The following is a 25,984-nucleotide window of genomic DNA, read 5'->3' as shown; positions in this document are numbered from 1 at the left end:
GACCTCCGTGGTGTGTGGGTGGACCGGGTCTACTCGCAGACGACCGCGTTGTCCGGCTTGTAGGTCCACCGGTAGGACTCGTCCTTGACGAGCTCGCCCTCGCGGTAGACCTTGCGGTAGTTCGTGATGGAGAAGCCGGGGCTGCCCGCGGGCGTCGGGGCGCAGTCGGCGCCCGAGTGCGTGACGGTCGTCGGCTGGACCACGTTCGACTTGCCGCTCGACGACGTCTCGACGTCGTAGTACTTGGTGCTCCAGACCGCGACGTGCAGCTGTCCGCCGCCGACCCAGGACTGCATGAGGACGCCGTACGGGGTGTCGTTCTTGAACTTCATGTCGATCGAGCCCACGAAGATCGTCGCCTCGCGGCCCGCGGGGTAGCGCTCGAACCAGTAGCTGTGCGGGCGGTGCTCGACGTCCTCGAGCCCTGCGAAGAAGCCCGCGTTGTACGTGGTCGTGGCCATCTGCGACAGGCCGCCGCCGACGCCCTCGGTGTGGCGCCCGCTCTCGACGATGCCGGCCGCGTAGTAGCCGCCCTCGAGCGTGATGGGCGAGAGCGTGTCGACGAGCGAGAAGGTCTCCCCCGGCTTGACGAGCGTCCCGTTCACCTTCTCCGCCCCGCGCTTCAGGTTCGCGGTGCGGACGGGGACGTTGGGGACGGGCGTCGAGAACTCCGACACCTTCTCCTTGATCCCCAGCGCCTCGAGCGCCGCGACCGACTGCTCCGGGTCCGACTCGACGAGCTCGACCGTCGCCGTGCGCTCGTCGCCCGAGGCGGCCGTCGTGACGGCCGTCGCGATGGCCGCCGGGTCGATCGTCGTGCCGGGCTGGCCGCCCTCGATCACCGGCGCGCCGTCCCGGAACACGAAGTGCGCGTCGTCGGCCGCGGTGAGCAGGTCGTTCGTCCGGTCGACCACGGACTGCACGAGCGCCGGGCCGTCGAAGGTCAGCGTGAGGACGCCGTCCGTCGCCGCGAAGGAGGCGGCAGCGGCGAGCGCCTCGGGGGGCAGCTCCGGCGACTGGCCGCCGACGGAGACGACGACGGGCGCGGACACGACCTTCTCCGCCAGGGCGAGCGCGGCGTCCGTCTCGTCCTGCGTGATCGTGGGCTCGACGGGCTCGGTGGGCAGCTCGACCGGCCCGTCGGTGACGAGCCAGCTCTCCGTGATGGTCGCGGGCACCTCGTCCGTGACGAGCGCCGAGCCGTCCGCGGCCGGCGTGCTCGTGGGCGCGCCGTCGACGAACTGCACGGCCCCGTCTACGGGCTCGATCTCGAGGCTGCCGCGCAGCGCCTCGACCTGCGCGTCGAGGGCCGCGTCGTCGACCGTGACCAGCGGCTCCGCGTCCTTGCCGCCGAACAGGTGCTGCCACAGCCGCGCCGGGTTCATCGAGAACGACGTGAGCTCCTCGGCCGTCCCCGCGGCGTCGAAGGTCAGGCCCGCCGTCGCCGGGTCGAGCGTCGTGCTCGCCTCACCCGCGGCGAGCGTGATCGGCTCGGCCGCGCGCGGCCCGAGCTCCGACTCGAGCCGGTCCTCGGCCGCCGTCCGGGACAGGCCACCGACGTCGACGCCGGCGACGCTCGTCCCGCTCGGGACCTTGTCGGAGTAGAACCACTGGGCGCCGGTGTACAGGCCGCCCAGGACCAGGACGGCGATCCCCGTCCACAGCAGCCCGCGGGCCCAGCCGCGCCGCGGCTCGTCCTCGTCGAAGCCCTCGAAGGGCGAGGCCTCGCGCGAGTCGTCCGGCGGGACCGGCGTGAACGCGCTGGGTGCGGCGGTCCCCGCGGCAGTCGCCGACGCCGTCGCACCGGAGCCCTCGGCCGGGGCCCCTGCGGTGGCCTCCGCCGGAGCGGTCGCGCCGACGGCGTCCGGCGCCGGGCTCGCCGGCTCGCCGGGGGACGCGGGCGACAGGATCGACGTGCGCACGACGGGCGCGGGCCGCGACCACGGGTCGACGGGCGGGATCACCTGCGTCGCGTCGGGCGCGGCGTCGCTCCCCTCGCCCGCGGGACGAGCCGGGCCGTCCGCCGGCGTCGGCACCACGGGCACGACGGCGGTCCGCTCGGCCGCGCGCTCGTCGGCCGGGTCTCCCCCGGCCGCGTCGGCGGACCGGTCGGCCGACGTCGCGTCGTCCGGTGTCGCGCTGCTCGCGGACGAGGCGTCCGCGGCCGTCGCGACGGAGGCCGTGTCGTCCGAGGCCGTGTCGTCCGAGGCCGTGTCGTCCGAGGGCGTGGTGTCCGGGGCGACCGAGGTGTGGGCGACGGGTGCCGGGGCCTCCCGGTCGGCGGTGCCCGCGGCCGGGGCGGCCGGGGAGTCGGCCTGTGCGCCCGGTGCGGGGACGAGAACCGCGGGGACGTCCGGGTCGAACGCGAACACGCGCGGGACGTACGGCTCCTCGTCGGCCTCGTCCGCACCGCTGCCGCCGGGAGCGCCCACCGTCCGCGGGCTGCTCTCGGCCGTGGTGCCGCCGTCCGCGTGGCCGACAGTGGCCGGGCTCTCGGCAGCGCCGGCGACCGGCGCGTGGGGGGTGGTCGACGTCGGCTCGCCGCTCGCCTCGGTCGGGTCGGCCGTCGACCCGCCCGGCGCGGACGCGTCCGCGCCGGGCGACTCCGCGACGGACGCGTCGGGACCGCGCTCGACCCGGGTGCCCTGGGCGTCGGGCTCCACGGCGGCGCTCACCGGAGCGCCGGCGTGCGCGTCCGTGCCGGTCGTCACCTGGGTCTCGGTGGGCGCCTCGTCCGCCGCGGCTGCGGGCGCCGCGTGGGTGGCCGGGCTCGCATCCACAGCGTCTGACGACGCGGCGGGTGCCGGGCTCGCGTCGTCCGGCACCGCGGAGCCCTGCTCCGAGACGGCGGTGGGCTGCGCGGCCGTCCGCTCGGGGGCCGCGGCCGTCTGCTCGGGGACCGCGACCGGCTCCGCAGCGGCGACCGGCTCCGAGGAGGCGACCTCCGGGCGGCTCTCCGCGGCGGGAGAGCCAGCCGCGGACGCGTCGGCGGTGGCTGCGCCGGTGGCCGGCGCGTCGACCGCCGACGGCTCCACGGACGTCGGCGCGTCGTCCGCCGGGGTCGCTCCGGGTGCGGAGCCAGGCTCGGCCGGGCCGGCACCCGCGGGACCGGGGTCCGCAGGCGCGGCGGGGGCGGGACCGTCCGGGGCGGTGTCCGTCGGCGCGCTCGTCGGCTCGTCCGTCGGCGCGCTCGTGGGCTCGTCCGTCGGCGTGGGAGCGCCCGGGGCGACGTCGCCGGTAGCGTCGGTACGCTGCGCGTCGAGGCCGGACGCCGTCTCGGGAGCCGCGGGCTCGACCGTCTCGGCGGGCTCCGGCACGGCGTCCTGAGGGGAGTCGAGATCGGCGTCTCGGTCGGTCGGCTGACCCATCCACTGTCTCCGTGACGAAAGGCGCGCGGCGGTCCGCGCGACGACGAGGGGTGTGCGGGGATCCGCACGGCGAATACTAGCGGGACGCGAGGGGGTTCTCGGGTCCGTCGTGCCTGGTGGGACGCCCGTGCTGGGCCGTGCGGACCGGGCGGTCGCTGAACCACGACCGGGGCAGGAAGGCCGCCGCGGCGACCACGAGCATGCCGCCGTAGATCCAGACGTACCCGACGGGCTCGCTCGGGACGAGCACGTCGCCTCCCGGCCCCTCGAGCGAGAGGAGCTGCACGACGACGACCCACCCGATGCCGAAGCCCAGGAGACCCGCCATCCCGCCCCAGGCGCGGGCCAGGGTGGCCGCCGCGAGGACGGTGAGCAGGGCGAGCACGATGCCGAGCCCGGCCCCGCCCGGGAGGTCGACGCCCAGGAGGTGCGCCCGGTGCGCGACCGTGCCGACGAGCCCGACGAGCGCGCCCACGAGCGCGCACGCCACCCCGCGGCCCACGAGCCGCCCCGTACCGGTCTCCACGGGCCCCAGGCTAACGCGTGGGTCCGGGCGGGACCTGGTCGCCCGGGAGAGCAGGGCCGGAGGGAGCGTAGAACTCGTGTGAAGGGACGGGCGCCAGCACGTCGTTGCTCAGGGCGTACCACCCGAGCAGCACCGGCTCGCCCCCCGCGGCGGCCGTCACGTGCTGGACCTGCGTCGCGTGCGCGCGCATCGCGCCGAGCACGTCGTCGAGCACGGGCCCCACCGGCACGCTCACGAGCGCGGGCAGCGACGCGTCCGGACGCGCGAGCGGGGGCAGCGCCTCGTCCGGGTCCGGGAGCGTGAGCCGCGCGTCGGCCGCGAGCAGCTCGCGCGCGCCGGGGTGCTCGGCGAGGGCGCGGCGTGCCGCGCGCACCGTGGTCTCGGGGGCGACGACCTGCCACAGCGCGGGCAGCGGCTCGCCGTCCGCGGCGAGGAGCTCGAGCGCGCGGACCGTGACGTCGTGGGCCCGGACGTGGTCGGGGTGGCCGTAGCCGCCGCCCGCCTCGTACGTCGCCACGACGGCGGGACGCCGGTCCCGGACCACCGCCGCCAGGCGGGCGGCGGCCTCGTCGAGCGGGACGCCGACGAACGCGCGCGGCGGGAGCTGCTCGGTCGCGACCCCGCCGGCCACGCCCGGCGCGACCCAGGCCATGCCCGAGTCCTCGAACCGCACGGTCGCGCTGCCGTCCGACGGCTCGACCGGGCTCGTGGCGGTGTCGAGGAAGACGTGGTCCCGCACACCCAGCGCGGCGAGCGCGCGGGCGAGCTCGGTCTCGCGGAACGCCGCGAGCGCGGGCCCGTCGCCCTCGAGGTGCCCGACGCCCGTCGGGTGCGCGGGCGTGTCGATCACCTCGCCCCGCTCTCCCCGCGTGCACGTCACGACGGTGACCGGCTCCCCCGCGCGAGCCCAGGTCGCGAGCAGCGCGCCCGTCGCCAGGGTCTCGTCGTCGGGGTGGGCGTGGACGGCCAGCAGGCCGCCGTCGGGCACGACGGCGGCCTGCTGCCTCTGCGGGACGGTCACCCCGGGGGTGGCGTCAGGCGCGCTTCGCGCGCGAGACCGCGCGGGCGCGCTCGGTCTGGTCGAGGACGACCTTGCGGATGCGGACGACCTCGGGCGTGACCTCGACGCACTCGTCCTCGCGCGCGAACTCCAGCGACTCCTCGAGCGTGAGGTGGCGCGGCGGCACGAGGTTCTCGAAGTTGTCGGCCGTCGAGGACCGCATGTTCGTGAGCTTCTTCTCCTTGGTGATGTTCACGTCCATGTCCTCGTTGCGCGAGTTCTCGCCGACGATCATGCCCTCGTAGACCTCCTGCGTGGGGTCGACGAAGAACGAGCCGCGCTCCTGGAGGTTGATCATCGCGAACGGCGTCACCTTGCCCGCACGGTCGGCGACGAGCGAGCCCGTGGTGCGGGTCTCGATCGCGCCGGCCCACGGCTCGTAGCCCTCGGAGATCGACGACGCGATGCCGGTGCCGCGCGTCTCGGTGAGGAACCGCGTGCGGAACCCGATGAGGCCGCGCGCCGGGACCATGAACTCCATGCGGATCCAGCCCGTGCCGTGGTTCGACATGGTCTCCATGCGGCCCTTGCGCTGGGCGAGGAGCTGGGTGACCGCGCCGAGGTACTCCTCGGGGACGTCGATCGTCATGCGCTCCATCGGCTCGTGCGTCTTGCCGTCGATCGTGCGCGTGACGACCTGCGGCTTGCCGACCGTGAGCTCGAAGCCCTCGCGGCGCATCTGCTCGACGAGGATCGCCAGCGCGAGCTCGCCGCGACCCTGGACCTCCCACGCGTCGGGGCGGTCGGTCGGGAGCACGCGCAGCGACACGTTGCCGACGAGCTCGGCGTCGAGGCGGTCCTTGACCTGGCGGGCCGTGACCTTGTGGCCCTTGCCGCCCTTGCCCGCGAGCGGCGAGGTGTTGATGCCGATGGTCATCGAGATGGCCGGGTCGTCGACCGTGATGAGCGGCAGCGGGCGCGGGTCGTCGGGGTCGGTGAGCGTCTCGCCGATCGTGATGTCCGCGATGCCCGCGACGGCGACGATGTCGCCGGGCCGGGCCTTGTCCGTGGGGACGCGGTCGAGCGCCTTCGTCTCCAGCAGCTCGGTGATCTTCACGCTCTGGAGCGTGCCGTCGTGGCGCGCCCACGCGACGACCTGGCCCTTGCGGAGCTCGCCGTTGAAGATGCGCAGCAGCGCGAGGCGCCCGAGGAACGGCGAGGCGTCGAGGTTGGTCACGTGCGCCTGGAGCGGCGCGCCCTCGTCGTACGTCGGCGCGGGGATCTTCTCGAGGATCGTCGTGAACAGGGGCTCGAGGTCCTCGTTCGAGGGGAGCTGGCCGTCCAGCGGCTGGTCGAGCGACGCGCGGCCGGCCTTCGCGGACGCGTAGACGACCGGGACGTCGAGGATCGCGTCGAGGTCGAGGTCCGGCACGTCGTCCGCGAGGTCGGACGCGAGGCCCAGCAGCAGGTCGGTCGCCTCGGCGACGACCTCGGTGATGCGGGAGTCGGGCCGGTCGACCTTGTTGACGACGATGATCACCGGGAGCTTCGCCGCGAGCGCCTTGCGGAGCACGAACCGGGTCTGCGGGAGCGGGCCCTCGCTCGCGTCCACGAGCAGCACGACGCCGTCGACCATGGACAGGCCGCGCTCGACCTCGCCGCCGAAGTCGGCGTGGCCCGGGGTGTCGATGACGTTGATCGTGATGCCGTCGGGCTCGCCCACCGCGGCGGCCGCCGGGCCGGCGTACCGCACCGCGGTGTTCTTCGCGAGGATGGTGATGCCCTTCTCGCGCTCGAGGTCACCGGAGTCCATGACGCGCTCGTCCACGTGCTGGTGCGCGGAGAAGGCGCCGGACTGGCGCAGCATCGCGTCGACGAGCGTGGTCTTGCCGTGGTCGACGTGGGCGACGATCGCCACGTTGCGCAGGTCGGAGCGCACAGACATCTACGGTTCTCATTTCGTGGGGTACGAGGGGCGACGACGGCCGGCCACCTCAGCGCGCACGACGGCGGGCTCGGCCCGCCGCAGCATCACGGAGCACGGGCCGTCACCCGGGCCCGGCTATCCTACCGGGTCCGCGCTCGGGACACCATGCCCGCCGTCGTGCACCGTTCGGAGGTGCCTCCTCAGGAGGTGCCTCCTCCGGAGGGCGTCTTGCGCCGCGGCCGACGCACGAGCGCGCGCCACCGGTCCGGGCGGTCGGGGTAGAGCTCCTCCCACTGCTCGGAGATCGACTCCGAGACGCGCGTCGTCACGTGCTCGGTGAGGGCGGCGCGCGCCGCGCGCCGCTCGGCGCGCAGGATCGCGGCGTGCTCGACCCGGAGCGCACGCACCGTGGACACCGCCATCCCGATCATCACCACGGAGAACGGCAGCGCGATGAGGATCGCCGCCGTCTGCAGCGCCTGGAGACCGCCCGCGAGCAGGAGCGCGATGGCCAGCAGGCCGGAAGTACCCGCCCAGAAGATGCGGCTCCAGGTGGGCGGGTTCGGGTTACCCCCGCTCGCGAGCATGTCGACGACGAGCGAGCCGGAGTCCGACGACGTCACGAAGAAGACGACGATGAGCACGATCCCCACCACGGCGAGGACGTTCCCGAGAGGCAGGCCGTCGAACAGCTGGAAGAGCGCGGTGTCCGTGTCGACCTCGCCGTCGACGAGCATGCTGCCGGGCTCCATGAGCTCGCGGTACAGCGCCGACCCGCCGAACACGGAGAACCAGAGCGTCGTGACGATCGTCGGGACGAGGAGGGTGCCGAGGACGAACTCGCGGACCGTGCGACCGCGCGAGATCCGGGCGATGAACACCCCGACGAAGGGGGCCCAGGAGATCCACCAGCCCCAGTAGAAGATCGTCCACTGCGACTGCCACTCGAGGCCGGCCTGGCCCTGGAAGGCGGTGGTGTCGAACGTGAGGCGCACGACGTTCTGCAGGTAGTAGCCGAGCGACTGGACCCACTCGCGCAGGAGGAACAGCGTCGGGCCGAGAACCAGCACGAGCGCCAGCACGACGCCGGCGAGGACCATGTTGCCGTTCGACAGCCACTTGATGCCCTTGCCCAGGCCCGAGACGACGGAGAGCGTGGCGAGGGCCGTGATCGCGGCGATGAGCCCGATCTCGAGCGCGGTGCTCGGTTCGACGACGTCGAGGTACCCGAGTCCGGCCGCGATCTGGAGGACCCCGAAACCGAGCGACGTCGCGACGCCGAAGACGGTCCCGATGATCGCGACGACGTCGATGACGTCGCCGAGGCGCCCCTTCACGCGGTCGCCGAACAACGGCTCGAGGGCCCAGCGGATCGAGACGGGGCGGCCCTTGCGGTGGATCGCGTACGCGAGCGCGAGGCCCGCGACGACGTAGATCGCCCACGCGTGGATGCCCCAGTGCAGGTAGCTCTGCCCCATCGCGGCCTGCGCGAGCGACGCGTCGCTCCCCTCGACGCCGGGCTTCGGGTTCACGTAGTGCGAGAGCGGCTCGGCGACGCCCCAGTAGACGAGGCCGATACCCATCCCGGTGGCGAACAGCATCGCGAACCACACGGGCAGGCGGAAGAGCGGGGTCTCCTCGTCCTTGCCGAGCACGATGTCGCCGAACCGGCTCAGACCCATCCACAGCGAGAAGACCACGAAGCCGGCGACGACGATGACGTAGTACCACCCGAAGGCGCCGATCACGTCCGACTGCAGGGTCTCCATGACGGACGTGACGGTGTCCGTGAACAGCACCGTGAGCAGGACGAAGACCAGGATGATGCCCGCCGCCGGGTAGAAGACGCGCGGGTCCGGCCGACCCGTCCGCGGGGCGTCGGGATCGTGCGAGGACACGACCGGCGCGGAGCCGGTGCCCGGCCCGACGGCGTCCGTCGCCACGGCATCGGCCGTCGCGGCGTCGGTCGTCGCGGCGCCGGTCGTCGCGGCGCCCTCGTCGCGGGGCGCGTCGGCCCCTCCCCCGTCGGGCGCCGGCGCGGCCTCCTCGTCACGTGCTGGCTCGCGGGGCGTCTCGTGGTGCGGGGCGTTCATGGTCTCAAGGCTTGTCGGACGCGCGGGCCCCGGCAACCGGAACGCCCGCCGCGGCAGCGGCAGCGCCGGTCCTGGCAGCGGGAACGCCCCGGGGGCGGCCGCGTGCGCGGCCGCCCCCGGGGCGTCGTGACGGCTCAGCGAGCCGTGGAGCGTGCGGTCAGAAGCCGGCGCCCGCGGTGGGCGGGGCGCTGCGCTCGTGGTCCACGTCCTCGCGCGCCGCTGCGAGCGCGCGCTCCTCGTCCGCCAGCGAGGACACCTCGTCGTTCGCGATGTCGCGGGCGGCGGCCTCGAGGAGGGCGTCGCGCGCGGCACGGCGCTCGCGCTGCGCGGCCGGGTCCGGGACGGGGACGGCGGCGAGCAGGCGCTGCGTGTACGCGTGCTTCGGCTCGTGCACGATCTGCGACGTGTCGCCCACCTCGACGAGCTTGCCCTTGTGCATCACGGCGATGCGGTCGGACAGCAGCTCCACGACCGCGAGGTCGTGCGAGATGAACAGGCACGCGAACCCGTGCTCGCGCTGCAGGTCGGTGAACAGGTCGAGGACCCTCGCCTGGACCGACACGTCGAGGGCCGACGTCGGCTCGTCCGCGACGAGCAGCTTCGGCTCGAGCGAGAGCGCCCGCGCGATGCCGACGCGCTGGCGCTGACCGCCCGAGAGCTCGTGCGGGTAGCGGTTGCGCATCGCCCGGGGAAGCTCGACCTGGTCGAGCAGGCGCTCGACCTCACGACTGAGCTCCTTGCCCTTGACGCCCTTGTGCAGCATGAGCGGCTCACCGATCGACTCGCCGATGGGCAGGCGCGGGTTGAGCGACGACCCCGGGTCCTGGAACACGATGCCGACCTCGGTGCGCAGCGGCCTGAGGTCCTTGGGCCGGGCGCCCACCATGTCCGTCCCGACGATCTTCAGCGAGCCGCCCGTGACGGGCAGCAGACCCACGGCCGCGCGGCCGATCGTCGTCTTGCCGGAGCCGGACTCGCCGACCAGGCCGACGACCTCGCCCTGGTGGATCTGGAGCGAGACCTCGTCGACCGCCCGGAACGCCGCCTGCCGGCCGCGGCCCGGGTACTCGATGACCATGTCCTGCGCGTCGAGCACGAGCGGCCGCTCCGGGACCGGGGCGCCCGCGGGCACGCGGTCCGTGGCGGTCGTCGTGCCGCGCTTGGAGCCGAGGTGCGGCACGGCCTCGAGGAGGCGCACCGTGTACGGGTGCTGCGGGTTGCCGAAGATCTCGGCCGACGTGCCGCGCTCGACGACCTGGCCGTCCTTCATGACCATGATCGAGTCCGCCATGTCGGCGACCACGCCCATGTCGTGCGTGATGAGGATGATCGCCGCGTCGACGCGGTAGCGCAGGTCGCGCAGGAGCTTGAGGATCTCCGCCTGGACCGTGACGTCGAGCGCCGTGGTGGGCTCGTCGGCGACGAGGAGCTTCGGGTCGCACGCGAGGGCCTGCGCGATCATCGCGCGCTGGCGCTGACCGCCGGAGAGCTGGTGCGGGTACGCGTCGAACCGGCGCTCGGGCTCGGGGATCTCGACGAGCCGCAGGAGCTCGATCGCGCGCTTCTTCGCGTCCGCGGGACCGACGTTGAAGTGCGTCCGGATGGTCTCGACGATCTGGAAGCCCACCGTGTAGACGGGGTTCAGCGCCGTCATCGGCTCCTGGAAGATCATGGAGATCTCCTTGCCGCGGACGTGCCGCAGCGAGCCGTGCGACATGCCGATGAGCTCGCGGTCGCCGAGCTTGGCCGAGCCGCTGGCGCGGCCGTTCGGCGGGAGCAGGCCCAGCAGCGCGAGCGACGACTGGGACTTGCCCGAGCCGGACTCGCCGACGATCGCGAGGACCTCACCGGAGTGGAGGTCGTAGCTCACGTCCGCGGCCGCGGGGTACCAGGCCTTGTCGACGTAGAAGTCCACGCCGAGGTTGCGCACGGTCAGCACGGGGCTGCCCTGGCGCGCGGCCGGGGCCGCGGGAGACGTCTCGATGGCCACGCTGATCAGTGTCCTTCCTGCTGGAGCCGGCGCTCGTGGCGCCGCGACTCTGCGAGCATGGGCGCATGGGTCCCACGCTGGTCTTCCGTTCGACGTACGGCCGAGTTCTCACGGTGGCGACGGGCGTCGTCGCCGTCGCCCTGGGCGTGAGCACGGCCCTGACGGGGGACGTCGGCGCGGTCGTCGGCGCACTGGTGCCCGCCGCGCTCGTGACGTACCTCGTCTGGATGCTGTTCTGGCGTCCCGCCGTCGAGGTGTCCGACGGCGGGGTCGAGGTCCGCAACGTCACGCGCACCGTGCACGTGCCGTGGACGGCGTACGAGGGCGTCGACACCCGCTACTCGCTCGAGGTGCGCTACGCCGGCGGACGCGTGACCGCGTGGTCCGCGCCCCGCTCGAGCGGCACGGCCCGCTGGCTGCGCAGCTCGCGACGGCGCGCCGTCGGCCAGGAGCAGGTGGTCACCGGCGCGAGCGCCGAGGCCGTGGCCGACGCCGTGACGCAGCGCCACGCGATGCTCACGGCGGCCGGCCACCTCGACCGGGCGGTCCAGGGCGCCCCCGGCGCCCGCACGACGTGGCACGTCGTGCAGCTCGCCGTGCTGGGCGCGCTCGCGGTGGGGACGGTCGTGGCGCTCACCGCCTGACCGCGGCGCGCCGCGCCGCCCGAGAGGTCCACGACCTCCCGGGCGGGCGGCGACGACGGCGGTCATCAGCTGGCCCCGGCCTCGCCGGTCGCGCTCGGCGCCGTGGCGGCCGTCGGGCGGGCGACGCGCTTCGCACGGGCCATCTTGCGCTCCGAGGGGATGCGCTTCTGACGGGGGTCGAACGCGTCGCGCAGGCCGTCACCGATGAAGTTGACGCACAGCGCGATGGCGACGATGAACAGACCCGGCCACCAGAACAGCCACGGACGCGTCGCGAACGCCTCCTGGTAGTCGCTGATGAGCTTGCCGAGCGAGGTCGCCGGCGCCTGGATGCCGACGCCGAGGTAGCTCAGCGCGGTCTCCAGCAGGATCGCCGAGCTCATGAGCAGCGTGACGTTGACGATGATCACGCCGACCGCGTTCGGCAGCATGTGCTTGAAGATGATCCGCCGGTCGCTCGCGCCCGCGACCCGGGCGGCGTCGACGAACTCGCGCTCGCGCAGCGAGAGGAACTCGCCGCGCACGAGGCGCGCGAGCGGCGGCCACAGCACGAGCCCGAGGAACGCCCCGAGGATGAGCGCGTTGCTGCCGCCCGAGAGCAGGGCCAGCACCGCACCGATGACGATGACCGGCATCGTGATGATGAGGTCCGTGAACCGCATCAGCCACGAGTCGGTACGACCGCGGTAGTACCCGGAGAGCGCCCCGACGAGGACGCCCGCGATCGTCGCGATGACGCCGACGGAGAGCACGACGAGCAACGAGGTCTGGGTGCCCTGCATGACGCGGGCGAACACGTCACGACCTGCCTCGTCCTGGCCGAAGATGTGCGCCTCGGACGGTGCACCGCCGTTGACCAGGGGGTACGTGGACCCCTGCCCGGAGGGCTTGTAGGCGTACCAGCCCTGCCAGCCGCCGATGCCGATCGAGGTGATCGCGAGCGCGACGATGCCGATCAGCACGACGAGCGCGACCACGGCGCCCTTGTGGTGGAAGAAGCGACGGCGGACGATCTGGCCCTGGGACAGGCCCTCGACCTCGCGCAGCTCGATCTGGTTCTCGACCGCGCCGCTCTGCGACGCGTCGTTCGGTGTGTTGGTCATGCGTTCACCCGGATCCGCGGGTCGAGGGCTGCGTAGATGAGGTCAGCCACGATGTTGGCGATGATGGCGAGGGCCGCGACGATGACGAGGTACGCCATGACGGGGTCGATCTCGCCGCGTTGCAGCGCGTTGAGGAAGAGCAGGCCCATGCCGGGCCGGGCGAACACCTTCTCGGTGATGATCGCGCCGCCCAGGAGCGTGATGACGTCGATCGGGACGATCGTCGCGAGCGGGATCAGCGTGTTGCGGAACCCGTGGCGCATGACGACGGTCCGCTCCGGCAGACCCTTCGCCCGCGCCGTGCGGATGTAATCCTGGCTCATCACCTCGAGCATGCTCGCGCGCGAGTAGCGGGTGTACCCGGCGAACTGGATGAGCACGAGCGCGATCGTCGGGAGCAGCAGGTGGGTGTACTGGTCGAGGACCTGCACCCAGAAGTTGCCGCCGAGGTTCGGCGTGCTGTTGCCGATCGTCGGGATGGGCCGGCCGTTGATCGCCGGTGCGCCGAAGTACGCGGGCCAGACCGACATCACCTTGTCGACGAAGACCATGGACCCGACGAGGAACGCGGTGATGGCCGCAGCACGCGCGGACACGCCCTTGTCGGGACCGCCCCACGCGTACCCGACCCCGATGCCGACGCCGACGGTGACCACGGCGAGCACCAGCACGATCCACCAGTTGTCGACCTGCTTGAGGACCGACTGGATCGGGAAGTAGACGACGACCCCGATCAGGACCGTGGTGAGCGACGCGTACAGGGCGCGGCGGTTCTTCAGGCCCGAGACGAGCGCGGTGATGGCGAAGGCCAGCGCGGCGCCCGTGACGACGATGATGACCGGCCCGAGGTTCGGCTTCTCCCACCAGCCGGAGAGCTGCAGGTAGAGCAGCGCGAGCGCGCTCGCCGCGAAGCCCAGGCCGAAGACCGTGAGCCGCCGCCGCGCGGTCCCGCCGAAGGCGAGGGACCACAGCAGGCCGGAGATCGCGCCGATGCCCACGATCACGAGGATCGAGAGGTTCGGGTCGCGGAGGAAGTCGTTGAAGCCGATCGCGCCCCACTGCTTGAGCAGGACGGCGACCCAGAAGGCCGGGAGCGAGTAGAGCACGAACGAGACGAAGATCGTCAGGTAGTCGAAGGTGCTGTACTGCCGCAGCGCGCTGACGATGCCGACCATGACGCCGAAGACCACGGCAAGGACGGTCGCGGCGGCGACGAGCTGGATCGTCGAGATGACCGCGCCCTGGAGCAGGGTCGAGACGGACTGGCCACTCTGCCAGGCCGTGCCGAGGTCACCGGTCACGAAGTCGCCGAGCCACTTGAAGTAGCGGATCACCGACGGGGTGTCGAGATCGAGGTCGGCGGTGCGCTGGGCGATCAGCTGGGCCTTGTTGGGCTTCGTGCTCGACTCGAGATCCGCGAAGATGTACGGCCGGATCGCGGCGTCGACGAGCAGGTACATCGCGAACGTGGACACGAGGAGGGTCGCCAACCCTGCCAGCACACGCCGCGAGATGAAGGAGAACATCGGAGGTCTTACCTCGCTGGTCGGTAGGGACCCCGGGTCAGGGGCCGGTCGATTCTACGCGCGGGTCTCGCGTGGTCGTGAACCGAGGGCCCGGGACGCCGCGGGTCTGGGCGTCGGGGCGGGTGCACGCGAGGACCGGGGGCCCCGGGCGGAAAGCCGCCGGGACCCCCGGTCTCACACCTGGACGACCCTGCCGCCGCACGGGGCGGCGGCAGGGCGCGTCACGGACTCAGGGCACTCAGCCCTCGAACGTCCAGTTCCAGAACCCGTGGAAGATCGTCGGGCTGATCGTGATCGACTCGACGCCCTTCAGGTTCTCGTCCCAGCCCTGGATGGCGGGGAACTGGAAGATCGTCACGCCGAAGCCGTCGGCCCAGAGGTTCTTCTCGACCTCGAGCTGGAGCTGGAACTGCTCCTCCGGGTCCGTCGAGACCTGGAGCTTGTCGAGCGCGGCGTCCACGGCGGGGTTGTCGTACTTGCCGTAGTTGTTGACGCCCGGGTTCGGCGCCCAGCGGAAGTTCGCGTCCGACTCGGTGACCGCGGTCGAGGTCGACTGCCAGCCGAAGAGCGACGCGTCGTACTGGTCCTGGCCGGTGGCGAGGAGCGTGCCCCACTCGGCGGCCGGGCGGCCCGTGTCGACGATCTCGAAGCCGGCCTGCGCCGCGGTGTCGGTGATGAGCGCGAGCTCGTTCACGCGACGCGTGTTCTCGTTGTTGTACGCGAAGCGCACCTTGACCGGGGTGGCGACGCCGGCGTCGGCGAGCAGCTGCTTCGCCTTCTCGATGTCACCCGCCGGCGGGTAGAAGTCGGAGCCGTTCTCGGCGACCATCTGGTCGTAGTTCGGCGACCCCGGGAGCAGGATGTTCGAGTTGCGCACCTCGGCGTCCGGGTTCAGCGGCTTGATGAGGTTGTCGACGATCGTCTGGCGCGGGATCGTCAGCAGGAACGCCTGGCGCACGGCCTTGGCCTTCTCGGCGTCGCCACCGTAGGTGTTGGCGTCGAACGGACCACCGTTCTGGAAGACCAGGTCGACGTGCTCGTACGTGCCCTCGATGCCCGAGTGGGTCTCGACGCCGTCGAGGCCCTCGAGCGCCGTGCGGACGTCCGCGGAGGCCTGCGGGCCGATCAGGTCGACCTCACCGTTCTCGAGCGCCTGGACCTGGGCCATCGGGTCGTCGATGTACCGGACCGTGATCGTCTCGACCGAGCCCTTGTTCTTGCCCTTGAAGTCCGGGTTCGCCTTGAGCGTGAGGTACTGGTTCTCCTTGTACTCCTCCAGCGTGTAGGCGCCGTTGGAGACGTAGAGCGACGGGTCGTCCGGCAGCGAGGTGAACTCGAAGCCCTCGTTCCAGAACTTCGAGATCTTCGCCAGCGCCGCGGTGTCGTTGTTGAGGATCGCGTCGCGGACGGCGGCCTTGGCCTCCTCCGGGTCCTCGATCTCGAGCGCCTTCTGGCCCACGACGTGCGCCGGGACGAACTCGTTCGTCCAGCTGAGCTCCCAGTCACCGAACGGCTTGTCGTACACGACGGTGATCGACTTGTTGTCGTCCGAGATCTCGGGGTTCTGCGAGATGAGCGCGACGCCCGGGTCCGAGCCGTCGAAGTAGACACCGGCGTCCACCTCGGCCTGGTTCGTGACGTTGCCCTCTTCGTCCGTCTGGGCCTCGACCGTGTTGAACTTGCCGGACTGACCGGCCCAGTCCAGCAGGATCTCCGTCGCGTCGACCGGCGTGCCGTCCGACCACTTGGTGTCGTCACCGAACGTGTACTTCACCGTCAGCGGGTCGTCCGAGAGCTTCTCGTACGTGCCGAACGACTCGTCCTTGACGATGTTCAGGTCGGCGTCGTAGTAGCTGAAGCCCGAGTTGAGCATGTAGTTGATGACGGCGTTCTGCGTCGCGTTGCCGTTCTGGGAGCTCAGGTTGAGCTCGTTGAGCGGAGCCTCCCACGCGACGGTGACGGCGGTCGCGGTGTTGATGCCCGCGTCGTCGCCGCCGTCGGTCTCGCCCTCACCCGACGTGCCGCTGCACGCCGAGAACAGCAGCGCCCCCGTGACCGTCACGGCCAGGGCGGCACTCGTGCGCCTGATCTTCAATGTTCCTCCTCCAAGGGATGGTGGGCGCGGACGAGCGGGCGTCGATCGCCCCTCGGCCGCCCCGTCGCTCGCGCGCTCGCCCGGGGGTCGGCGCGCGTGGACGGGCATGCCCACCACGGTTTGAGGCCACGCTACCTAGCAAGTTGCGAAGGATCTCCCCCTTGCCCGGTTGCGGCAGGTGATCGTTACCGAGTTGATACTGGCCGGTACGGGCGCGTTTCCGGGCCGCGACGGCGGGGAAACACGCGCGAAACGTCCGGGCCCGGACGCACGGGCGCCCGCCGCGTCTCACGATGCGGCGGGCGCCCAGGGCTGTGACCTGCGTCTCAGACGTTGAAGCGGAACTCCACCACGTCGCCGTCGGCCATGACGTAGTCCTTGCCCTCGACGCGCGCCTTGCCCGCGGCACGCGCCGCAGCGACGGAGCCGGTCTCGACGAGGTCCTCGAACGAGACGACCTCCGCCTTGATGAAGCCGCGCTCGAAGTCGGTGTGGATGACCCCGGCCGCCTGGGGCGCCGTCCACCCCTTGCGGATGGTCCACGCGCGGGCCTCCTTGGGCCCGGCGGTGAGGTACGTCTGCAGACCGAGCGTGTCGAAGCCGACGCGCGCGAGCTGGTCGAGGCCGGCCTCGGTCTGGCCCGACTCCGCGAGCATCTCCTTCGCCTCGTCGGGCTCGAGCTCGACGAGCTCGGACTCGAACTTGGCGTCGAGGAAGATCGCCTGGGCGGGCGCGACGAGCGCGCGCAGGCGCGCCTGGAGGTCCTCGTCGGCGAGGCCCGCGTCGTCGGTGTTGAAGACGTAGATGAACGGCTTCGCCGTGAGGAGCTGCAGGCTCGCGACATCCGCGAGGTCGAGACCCGCGGCGGCCGCGCCCTGGAAGAGGGTCGTGCCGGCCTCGAGGACCGCCTGGGCCTTCTGGGCCGCGTCGAGGAGGGCGGCGTCGCCCTTCTTGATCCGGACCTCCTTCTCGAGGCGCGGGACCGTCTTCTCGAGCGTCTGGAGGTCGGCGAGGATCAGCTCGGTGCTGATGGTCTCGATGTCGCCCTCGGCGTCCGTCGAGCCCTCGACGCGGACGACGTCGGGGTCGGAGAACGCGCGCGTCACCTGGCAGATGGCGTCGGCCTCGCGGATGTTCGCGAGGAACTTGTTGCCGAGCCCCTCCCCCTCGCTCGCGCCCTTGACGATGCCCGCGATGTCGACGAACGACACCGTGGCGGGCAGGACGCGCTGGCTGCCGAAGATCTCGGCGAGCTTGTCGAGGCGCGGGTCCGGGAGGGACACGACGCCGACGTTCGGGTCGATCGTCGCGAACGGGTAGTTCGCGGCGAGGACCTGGTTGCGCGTCAGGGCGTTGAAGAGGGTGGACTTGCCGACGTTGGGCAGGCCGACGATGCCGATAGTGAGTGCCACGTCGGCCGAGTCTACGGGCCGGGACCGCGGCGCGCGGTCCCGGCCCGCGCGTCAGGCGTACGACAGCACGCGCTGGAGCAGCTCGGGTGCCCGGCGGTCGTACGTGCGGGCACCCCACCGCACCCCGAGCACGAGCACCACGGCACCCACGACCACGCCCACCGCGAGGGTGACCCACCCGAGCACGGGCAGGTCGGCGACGATCGCGATGACGCCCGGGACGAGGAACGGGAGGGACAGCGCCAGGACGAGGAGCATCGCGACCGTCTGGGCGACGAGGGTCGCCATCGCGGCGCCCTGCGGCTGCTTGAACGGGCTGTCGCCCGGCTTGGGCACCGGGTAGAGCAGGCGCGCCGACGTCGCGCTGGAGATGCCGGTCGAGGTGAGCAGCACGCCCGCGGTGAGGCCGAGCAGCGCGGGCAGCGCGTCCCAGCGCCCGGCCACCGCGACGGAGACCACCGCGAACAGCAAGGACACGGCGCCGCCGGCGACGAGCACGGGGAGCGCCCGGCCCCAGCGGTCCGCCCGTCCCGGGACGCCCGACGACACGTGGAGCGCGAACGCGGTGTGGTCGTAGGCGATGTCCGCCGAGATGGAGAACCCGAGGATCCACGCCGTGAAGGGCGCGAGCGCGAGGAAGATCTCCGAGCCGGTGCCGCCGCCGACGACGAGCAGCACGACGGGGATGAGCGGCACGACCGCGATCGACCCGGAGTAGCGCGGGTCGCGCAGCCAGTAGGTGGCCGTGCGTGCGGCGACGGCGCCCGTGGGCGTCGCCGGGAAGCGCGAGAAGAAGCCGAGACCCTTCGCGCGGCCGCCCCCGCCGGAGGTGGGCGGCGTGACGAGGGCGCGCGCGAGCGCCTTGTCCCACACGACCCACGCGACCGCGAGGGTCGCCAGCGCGACGACGAGCCGCGCGAGCGCGAGGCCCCACGCGCCGTCGTGCACCGCGGCGCCGAGGCCCCACGGCGCGCCGAACGGCGTCCAGGCCGCGACGTCGGCGAGGCGCGTCACCATGCCGCGCACCGCGTCGCCGTCGACGGGGCCCCCGCCCAGCTGGGACCCCAGCCACGCGAACGCGGGCCCGATGAGGACGAGCGGCACGAACGCGGCGATCGTCACGACCTCGCGGTAGCGCCGCGACTCGAGCAGGGGCGCGAGCGCCGTCGTCGTCGCGCGCGAGCCGACGACGCACAGCGCGACCGCGACGACGGCGCCCACGAGCGCGGCGAGGACCGCGAGGGGCGTGCGCCACCACGCGAACGACGCGCCGAGCGCCGCGAGGGCCGTGACGATGCCCGGGATCGAGACGACGCCCGCCACGGCGAGGCCGGCGAGCAGCCGGCGCTGCGGGATGCCGAACAGCACGAAGCGCTGCGGGTCGAGGGTCGCGTCCACACCGAACGCGAAGAGCGGGATCACCCACCACCCGAGGACGGCGAGCGCCCCGGCGAGGATCGTGATCGAGCCCGCGAGCGCGGCGTCCTCGGTGCCGAGGACGACCATCCCGACGACGAGCATCCCGACGACGAACAGCCCGTAGAGGACCCCGACGACGAAGCCGATGGTCTGCCACACGCTCCGGCGGAACGAGTTCCCCATGAGCGTGAGCTTGAGCCTTACGAACTGCGCAACCACGCGAGGCCCTCCGTGCTCTGCCGACCGCCCACGAGCTCGACGAACCGGTCCTCGAGGCTCTGGTCGCCGCGCACCGCGTCCACGGTGCCGGCCGCGAGGACGTGCCCGCCCGCGACCACCGCCACGTGGTCGCACATGCGCTGGACGAGGTCCATGACGTGCGACGACACCACGACCGTCCCGCCGCTGGCGACGTAGCCGGCGAGGATGTCGCGGATGTTGGCCGCGGAGACCGGGTCGACGGCCTCGAACGGCTCGTCGAGCACGAGCGTGCGCGGCGCGTGGATGAGCGCGGTCGCGAGCGCGATCTTCTTCGTCATGCCCGCGGAGTAGTCGACGACGAACGTGTTGGCGTCCTTCGCGAGGTCGAGGGCCGCGAGCAGCTCCGTGGTGCGCTCCGCCACCGTGTCGCGGTCCATGCCGCGCAGCAGGCCCGCGTAGGTCACGAGCTGGGCGCCGGTGAGGCGGTCGAAGAGGCGGACGCCGTCGGGCAGGACGCCGAGCTGGCGCTTGCCCGCGACCGGGTCGGCCCACAGGTCCGTCCCGTGGACGTGCGCGGAGCCGGCGTCGGGCCGCAGGAGGCCCGTCGCCATGGAGAGCGTCGTCGTCTTGCCCGCGCCGTTGGGGCCCACGAGCCCGTAGAACGAGCCCGCCGGCACGTCCAGGTCGATGCCGGCGACCGCGATCTTCTCCCCGAAGCGCTTCCACAGGGCGCGCAGGGACAGCGCGGCGGTGGGGTCCGGGGGCGCGGGCTGTCCCGGCGGAGCCGTGGGCCGGGGGTCGGGCGCGGCGCCCGGCACGCTGCCGGGGGCGGGCGCGCCGGCGGGCGCGACAGGTGGGGCGGGGTGGGGATCGACCATGGCGCCAAGGTAGCCGAGCCCTCAGCCGCGGGGCGGTGCCTTTTGTCACGACCTGCGCGACGACGCCCGCCCGCGCGCCGACCGGCCGTGCTGTCGGTGCCCCGTGGGAGGGTGCGGCCATGGACTCCTCGGGATGGTTGCTCTTCGCCGTCGGACTCGTGCTGGGGCTGGTGGTCGGCGCCGCGCTCGTGCTCGCGGTGCGGCGCGCCTCGCCCGACGCCGCGGGCGCGGAGGTCCGCCGTCTCACCCAGCTCCTGGGCCAGGCGCAGCAGGACGCCGCGCGCGGCGCGGGCCTCGCCGAACGGCTCGAGGCGGAGCGCGAGGGCTTCGCGCGCCAGCTCGGCGCGGCCCAGCGCAGCGCGGACGAGCGGCTCGACCTCGCCCGGGCCACCCACGAGCAGCAGCTCGCGGAGCTGCGGGCCGCGGCCGAGCGCCGCGTCGCGGAGATCCAGGGCGACCACCGGCGGCTCGAGGCCCAGTTCGAGGCGCTCTCGCGCAAGGTGCTCGCCGCGGGCACGGAGCAGTTCCTCGTGCAGGCGGAGGAGCGCATGCGGCGCAGCCAGGAGCAGGGGGCGGCCGAGCTCGCGCGCCGCGAGGAGGCCGTGCGCCACCTGGTCGAGCCGCTCGCCGGGGCGCTGGAGAAGGTGCGCGCGGAGGTCGCCGAGGCCGAGCGGGCCCGCCTCGCCGCGCACGGGAGCCTCGCGGAGCAGGTGCGCGGGGTGCGCGACGCGTCCGAGCTGCTGCGCGCCGAGACGTCGCAGCTCGTGACGGCCCTGCGCTCGTCGCAGGTGCGGGGCGCGTGGGGCGAGCTCCAGCTCCGCCGCGTCGTCGAGGCGGCGGGCATGCTCCCCCACGTCGACTTCGTCGAGCAGGACCAGGTCGCGACCGACGACGGCGCGCTGCGCCCGGACATGGTCGTGCGGCTCGCGGGCGGCAAGCAGGTCGTGGTCGACGCGAAGGTCGCGTTCCTCGGCTACCTCGACGCGCAGGGCGCCACCGATCCGGCCGTGCGCGCGGACCGCCTGGCCGCCCACGCCCGCCACATGCGCAAGCACGTCGACGACCTCGGCGCCAAGCGCTACTGGGACCAGTTCGGCCCGGCACCGGAGTTCGTCGTCATGTTCGTCCCGGCGGAGTCGTTCCTCTCGGCCGCGGTCGAGCAGGACCCGTCGCTCCTCGAGCACGCGGTGTCCAAGAACGTCGTCATCGCGACGCCCATGACGATGGTCGCGATGCTGCGGACGATCGCCTACGCGTGGCGGCAGGACGCCCTGGCCACGAACGCGCAGCAGGTCCTCACGCTCGGCAAGGAGCTCCACGGGCGGCTCGCGGTCATGGGGTCGCACCTGGCGAAGCTCGGGCGCCAGCTCCAGAGCGCCGCGGACTCCTACAACCGGACGGTCGGCTCGCTCGAGACGCGCGTGCTCGTCAGCGCGCGCCGGTTCGCGGACCTGCACGTGGTCGACGACGAGCTGACGACGCCCCCGACGGTGAACCCGCAGCTCAGCGCGGTGAGTGCGCCCGAGCTGCTCGCGTCCGTCAACGAGTCCGTGGTCGCGATCGACGAGCGCCCCGACGACCGCGACGAGCCTCGGCGGGAGCCGTCGGCCGGCGGGGCGAGCGCCTGAACGCTCCCCCGGGGCCGACGGCCGCGGAAGGCTCCGGCGCGGGCGTCAGACGGGCTGGACGGAGAGCGAGGTGCGGCCGCCGCGGGTGGGGCGCCCGCCGTCGGCCGTCGAGCCCTTGAGGTCGGCGCGCAGCTCGCGCGGCAGCGAGAACATGAGGTCCTCCGTCGCCGTGCGGACCTCCTCGACCGCGCCGAACCCGCGCTCCGCGAGGTAGGCGAGCACGTCGTCCACGAGGATCTCCGGCACGGACGCGCCCGAGGTCACGCCCACGGTCGTCGCGCCGTCGAGCCAGGCCGGGTCGATCTCCTTCGCGTGGTCGACGCGGTACGACGCCCCGGCCCCCGCCTGGAGCGCGACCTCGACGAGGCGCACGGAGTTGGACGAGTTCGCCGAGCCGACCACGATGACCACGTCCGCGTCGGGAGCAAGCTTCTTGACCGCGACCTGGCGGTTCTGCGTCGCGTAGCAGATGTCGTCGCTCGGCGGGTCCTGGAGGGTCGGGAACTTCTCCCGCAGCCTGCGGACCGTCTCCATCGTCTCGTCGACGGAGAGCGTCGTCTGGGAGATCCACACGACCTTGTCCGGGTCGCGGACCACGACGTCGTCCACGTGGTCGGGCGAGTCGACGACCTGCACGTGGTCGGGGGCCTCCCCCGCGGTGCCCTCGACCTCCTCGTGGCCCGTGTGGCCGATGAGCAGGATGTCGTAGTCGTCCTTCGCGAAGCGCACGGCCTCCTTGTGCACCTTCGTCACGAGCGGGCACGTGGCGTCGATCGTGTCGAGGTTGCGCGCGGCCGCGGCCGCCTTCACGGCGGGTGACACGCCGTGGGCGGAGAACACGACGCGCGCGCCCTCGGGCACCTCGTCGGTCTCGTCGACGAAGATCGCGCCGCGCTCGCTGAGCGTCTCGACGACGAACTTGTTGTGCACGATCTCCTTGCGCACGTAGACCGGCGCGCCGTAGTGCTCGAGCGCCTTCTCGACCGCGACGACGGCGCGGTCGACGCCCGCGCAGTAGCCGCGCGGCGCCGCCAGCAGGACGCGCTTGCGGGTCCCGTCGACGGCAGGGGTCGCGACGGGGCGGTCGGTCGGGGACGCGGACGAGCCGGCGGGGAGGACGCTCACGCTCCCGAGTCTAGGCGAGCGGCGGTCGCCCGACCCCGGTGAGCCCGCTCACCCACGGCCCGGCCCCGACGTCGTCACGTCCCGCGCGCGAGGCGCACACAGACCCTCCGCAGGCGCGGCGTGCGGCACGCGTGTCGCACCCGCCCGCCGGGCGCGCCGGGTCGACGTCCGTCCCGCCGCCCCCCAAGATCGAGGGCATGAGCGACGACCCGGGCGGCACGACGTCACCCGTGCCCGACGCGCACCGACGACGCCGCCGCGTGTGGTGGTGGCTCGTCCCGCTGCTGCTCGTCGTCGTCGCGGCGGCGGTCGTGGTCGTCGGGACGCTGGAGCACCGCGCGTGGGTCGCCGCCGTCGAGCGCTACGACGCCGAGGTCGCGCGCGTGACGCAGGACGCGACGGACGGGCGCGCGCGGGCCGAGGCGGCGTACCTCACGCGGCTCGTCCCGACGACCGCGGCGGAGGTCGCGAGCGCGGCGCTGCTCGCCGCGAGCGAGGGCCAGGTGGACGACCCGGCGGTCCGCGAGCCCCTGGCCGCCGCGCTCCAGGAGGCCACCACGCTCCGCACGACCCCGGTGACCTACCCGGAGGAGGACCGCACCGTGGACGCCCTGTCCCGCCCGAACCCGCTGCACCCGGGCTCGCGCCCCGCCGTCCACGTCGAGGTCGTGACCGGCTCCGAGCCCGCGGCGGACGCCCTGGACGAGGCCGCCACCGCCGTCGTCGAGGCGGCGGAGCCCGTCGCGACCGCGCAGCGGCAGTGGGCGTACGACGGTCTCGAGGCGGCGGCGACCGAGGGCCGGCCCGTCCTCACGGAGTCGGCCGGCCTCGTCACGGACGAGGGCACGCGCACGACGCTCGACGGGCTGCTGACGCAGGCGACGACGACGCTGGACGCCGGCCCGGGCGGCGCCCCGGTCGCCGAGACCGTGGCGCTGCGCGACGCGGTGCTCGCGGCGACGGAGGCCGTCTGGTCGGACCGGCTGGCGCTCCAGCTCGCCCAGCGGCGCGACCAGGCGCGGGCGACGGGCGTGGACTGCGCGGTCGAGCGGTGCGTGGCGCTCACGTTCGACGACGGGCCCGGGCCCGACACCGAGCGGCTCCTGCAGGTGCTCGCGGAGAAGCACGTCTCGGCCACGTTCTTCCTCGTCGGGAGCAACGTGGAGAAGCGGCCCGACGTCGTGCGCGACACGGCGGCCGCCGGCCACCTGCTCGCGAACCACACCTGGGACCACCCGCAGCTCACGACGCTCGACGACGACGCCGTCCGCGACGAGCTCGCGCGCACCCAGGCGGCGATCGAGAGCGCCGCGGGGGTCACCCCGACGCTCCTGCGGCCCCCGTACGGGGACGTCGACGACCGCGTGCGGTCGGTCGCGCTCCGCTCCGGGCTCCAGGTGGTGCTGTGGAACCTCGACACGCTCGACTGGAAGACGCGCGACGCCGCGGAGACGCGACGCCGCGCGGTGGAGGGCGCGCAACCGGGCAGCGTGGTGCTCATGCACGACATCCACGCCTCGACCGTCGACGCCGTGCCCGGGATCGTCGACGACCTGCGCGCGCAGGGCTACCGCCTCGTCACCGTCGACCTGCTCGCGCCCTGAGCGCTCGACCGGCGCGCCGGCCGGCGCGCTCGGTACCGCGGTGCGTTGGGTGGGCGTGGGTGGGGTGCGGCAGGCTGGTCCCGTGACCGCCTCCCTCCCGCTGCCCGACGACGCCCCGCGTCCGGGTGCCGCGCCCGCCGGTCCGGCGGCCCGCGGCCCCCTGCCGGCGCGCGCGCTCGAGACGAGCGCGGAGCACCCGTGGCCGGTCCGGCTCCTGTCGCGCAAGATCGAGCAGTACGTCGAGCGGATGGCGCCGGTCTGGGTCGAGGGCCAGGTCGTCCAGCTCAACCGGCGCCCGGGCACGTCGACGGCGTTCCTCACGCTGCGCGACACGGACCTCGACATGTCGCTCCCGGTGTCGGCCGCGTCCCGCGTGCTCCAGGGCACGCCGGTGGAGGAGGGCGCGCACGTCGTCGTGCACGCGAAGCCGGTGTTCTGGACGCGGCGCGGCACGCTCCAGCTCCAGGCGCGCGAGATCCGTCCCGTCGGCGTGGGCGAGCTGCTCGCGCGGATCGAGCACCTCAAGCGCGTGCTCGCGGCGGAGGGCCTGTTCGACGCCGACCGCAAGCGGCCGCTGCCGTTCCTCCCGGCCGTCGTCGGGCTGGTGTGCGGGCGCGAGTCCAAGGCGGAGCACGACGTCGTGGTCAACGCGCGCGCCCGCTGGCCCCAGGTCCGGTTCGAGATCCGCGAGGTGGCCGTCCAGGGCGCCCACGCGGTGCAGCAGGTGGGTGACGCGATCCGTGCGCTCGACGCCGACCCGGAGGTGGAGGTCATCGTCGTCGCGCGCGGCGGGGGCGCCGTCGAGGACCTCCTGCCCTTCTCGAACGAGGCGCTGGTGCGCGTCGCGGCGGCATGCCGCACGCCGCTCGTGAGCGCGATCGGCCACGAGACCGACTGCCCGCTGCTCGACCTGGTCGCGGACTACCGCGCCTCGACCCCGACGGCGGCGGCCAAGCGGGTGGTGCCCGACGTGACGGAGGAGCGCGCCCGCGTCGCGCAGGGCCGTCAGCGCCTGCGCAGCGCGATCGCGGGGCGCGTGTCCCGCGAGCAGGCAGGGCTCGACGCGCTGCGGTCCCGGCCCGTGCTCGCCGACCCCGGGCGGATGCTCACCGACCGGCAGGAGCGGGTCGGGGCGCTGCGGGACCGGGCACGCCGGGCGCTCGACGCGCGGCTCGTGCGCGCGGCGGGCGAGGTCGGCCGGCTCGAGGCTCAGGTGCGGGCCCTGTCCCCGGCCTCGACGCTCGAGCGGGGGTACGCCGTCGTGCAGCGGGCCGACGGGCACGTGGTCCGCTCCCCCGCCGACGTCGCGACGGGCGACGCGGTGCGCGTGCGTCTCGCGCGCGGCGCGCTGGACGTGGCGGTCACCGGCACGCACGACGACGGACCCGCTCCCGGCCGGGAGGCGTCGTGACGCGCCCGCGCCGGTTCTGGACCGCCCGCCGGAC

General features: G+C 73.5%; 17 protein-coding genes. 4 read left to right on the top strand and 13 right to left on the bottom strand.

The window, feature by feature from the left end; all coding sequences use genetic code 11:
- Window positions 1–29: 29 nt before the first annotated feature.
- The 6 genes from HKK73_RS19090 to HKK73_RS06365 form a co-directional block, all read right to left on the bottom strand.
- Window positions 30–3,368, bottom strand: a complete 3,339-nt coding sequence (locus tag HKK73_RS19090) for a VanW family protein (protein WP_253705818.1) — start codon at window positions 3,366–3,368, stop codon at window positions 30–32.
- Window positions 3,369–3,444: 76 nt separating this feature from the next.
- A complete protein-coding gene (locus tag HKK73_RS06385; protein ID WP_185981318.1) occupies window positions 3,445–3,894 on the bottom strand; it encodes a hypothetical protein in 450 nt (149 codons plus the stop codon).
- A 10-nt stretch (window positions 3,895–3,904) separates the two neighbouring features.
- On the bottom strand, window positions 3,905–4,915 hold the full coding sequence (locus HKK73_RS06380; protein WP_253705816.1) for a PIG-L family deacetylase: 1,011 nt from the start codon (window positions 4,913–4,915) through the stop codon (window positions 3,905–3,907).
- Between the two features lie 13 nt (window positions 4,916–4,928).
- Entirely contained in the window at window positions 4,929–6,839 is a 1,911-nt protein-coding gene (typA, locus tag HKK73_RS06375) for a translational GTPase TypA (RefSeq protein WP_021479795.1), read from the bottom strand.
- Window positions 6,840–7,021: 182 nt separating this feature from the next.
- Window positions 7,022–8,914, bottom strand: a complete 1,893-nt coding sequence (locus HKK73_RS06370; protein WP_114552833.1) for a BCCT family transporter — start codon at window positions 8,912–8,914, stop codon at window positions 7,022–7,024.
- 157 nt (window positions 8,915–9,071) lie between these two features.
- A complete protein-coding gene (locus tag HKK73_RS06365) occupies window positions 9,072–10,904 on the bottom strand; it encodes an ABC transporter ATP-binding protein (protein ID WP_228485270.1) in 1,833 nt (610 codons plus the stop codon).
- A gap of 65 nt (window positions 10,905–10,969) precedes the next feature.
- Here HKK73_RS06365 and HKK73_RS06360 point away from each other — a divergent pair, with 65 nt between their 5' ends.
- Entirely contained in the window at window positions 10,970–11,548 is a 579-nt protein-coding gene (locus tag HKK73_RS06360) for a PH domain-containing protein (RefSeq protein WP_081599989.1), read from the top strand.
- 65 nt (window positions 11,549–11,613) lie between these two features.
- Here HKK73_RS06360 and HKK73_RS06355 read toward each other — a convergent pair whose 3' ends face one another.
- The 6 genes from HKK73_RS06355 to HKK73_RS06330 form a co-directional block, all read right to left on the bottom strand.
- Entirely contained in the window at window positions 11,614–12,651 is a 1,038-nt protein-coding gene (locus tag HKK73_RS06355; protein WP_085388268.1) for an ABC transporter permease, read from the bottom strand.
- A complete protein-coding gene (locus tag HKK73_RS06350) occupies window positions 12,648–14,177 on the bottom strand; it encodes an ABC transporter permease (protein WP_021482266.1) in 1,530 nt (509 codons plus the stop codon). The genes HKK73_RS06355 and HKK73_RS06350 overlap by 4 nt, the downstream gene beginning before the upstream one ends.
- A 238-nt stretch (window positions 14,178–14,415) precedes the next feature.
- Window positions 14,416–16,272, bottom strand: a complete 1,857-nt coding sequence (locus tag HKK73_RS06345) for an ABC transporter family substrate-binding protein (RefSeq protein ID WP_085388269.1) — start codon at window positions 16,270–16,272, stop codon at window positions 14,416–14,418.
- Window positions 16,273–16,598: 326 nt separating this feature from the next.
- Window positions 16,599–17,684 (bottom strand): redox-regulated ATPase YchF, encoded by a 1,086-nt coding sequence (gene ychF, locus HKK73_RS06340; RefSeq protein ID WP_034651448.1) that lies wholly within the window; start codon window positions 17,682–17,684, stop codon window positions 16,599–16,601.
- Window positions 17,685–17,735: 51 nt separating this feature from the next.
- Complete coding sequence (locus tag HKK73_RS06335) at window positions 17,736–19,286, bottom strand: hypothetical protein (RefSeq protein WP_253705814.1); 1,551 nt, start codon at window positions 19,284–19,286, stop codon at window positions 17,736–17,738.
- 17 nt (window positions 19,287–19,303) lie between these two features.
- On the bottom strand, window positions 19,304–20,182 hold the full coding sequence (locus tag HKK73_RS06330; protein WP_137280212.1) for an ABC transporter ATP-binding protein: 879 nt from the start codon (window positions 20,180–20,182) through the stop codon (window positions 19,304–19,306).
- A 119-nt stretch (window positions 20,183–20,301) separates the two neighbouring features.
- Here HKK73_RS06330 and rmuC point away from each other — a divergent pair, with 119 nt between their 5' ends.
- A complete protein-coding gene (gene rmuC / locus HKK73_RS06325; protein ID WP_081600197.1) occupies window positions 20,302–21,810 on the top strand; it encodes a DNA recombination protein RmuC in 1,509 nt (502 codons plus the stop codon).
- Window positions 21,811–21,855: 45 nt separating this feature from the next.
- Here rmuC and HKK73_RS06320 read toward each other — a convergent pair whose 3' ends face one another.
- Window positions 21,856–22,935, bottom strand: a complete 1,080-nt coding sequence (locus HKK73_RS06320; protein WP_051028399.1) for a 4-hydroxy-3-methylbut-2-enyl diphosphate reductase — start codon at window positions 22,933–22,935, stop codon at window positions 21,856–21,858.
- 197 nt (window positions 22,936–23,132) lie between these two features.
- Between HKK73_RS06320 and HKK73_RS06315 the strand changes: the two genes are divergently transcribed.
- Both HKK73_RS06315 and xseA read left to right on the top strand, forming a co-directional pair.
- The gene (locus HKK73_RS06315; protein ID WP_157446661.1) at window positions 23,133–24,539 is read left to right on the top strand and encodes a polysaccharide deacetylase family protein; all 1,407 of its coding nucleotides are present in this window, start codon (window positions 23,133–23,135) and stop codon (window positions 24,537–24,539) included.
- A gap of 82 nt (window positions 24,540–24,621) precedes the next feature.
- A complete protein-coding gene (gene xseA, locus HKK73_RS06310; RefSeq protein WP_144722445.1) occupies window positions 24,622–25,950 on the top strand; it encodes an exodeoxyribonuclease VII large subunit in 1,329 nt (442 codons plus the stop codon).
- Window positions 25,951–25,984 lie beyond the last annotated feature (34 nt).

Origin of the sequence: Cellulosimicrobium sp. 72-3 (assembly GCF_013127315.1) — a bacterium.
Classification (GTDB): domain Bacteria; phylum Actinomycetota; class Actinomycetes; order Actinomycetales; family Cellulomonadaceae; genus Cellulosimicrobium; species Cellulosimicrobium funkei.
Note: the sequence above shows the minus strand (reverse complement) of the source record. Positions and strands in the feature narration are given on the sequence as shown.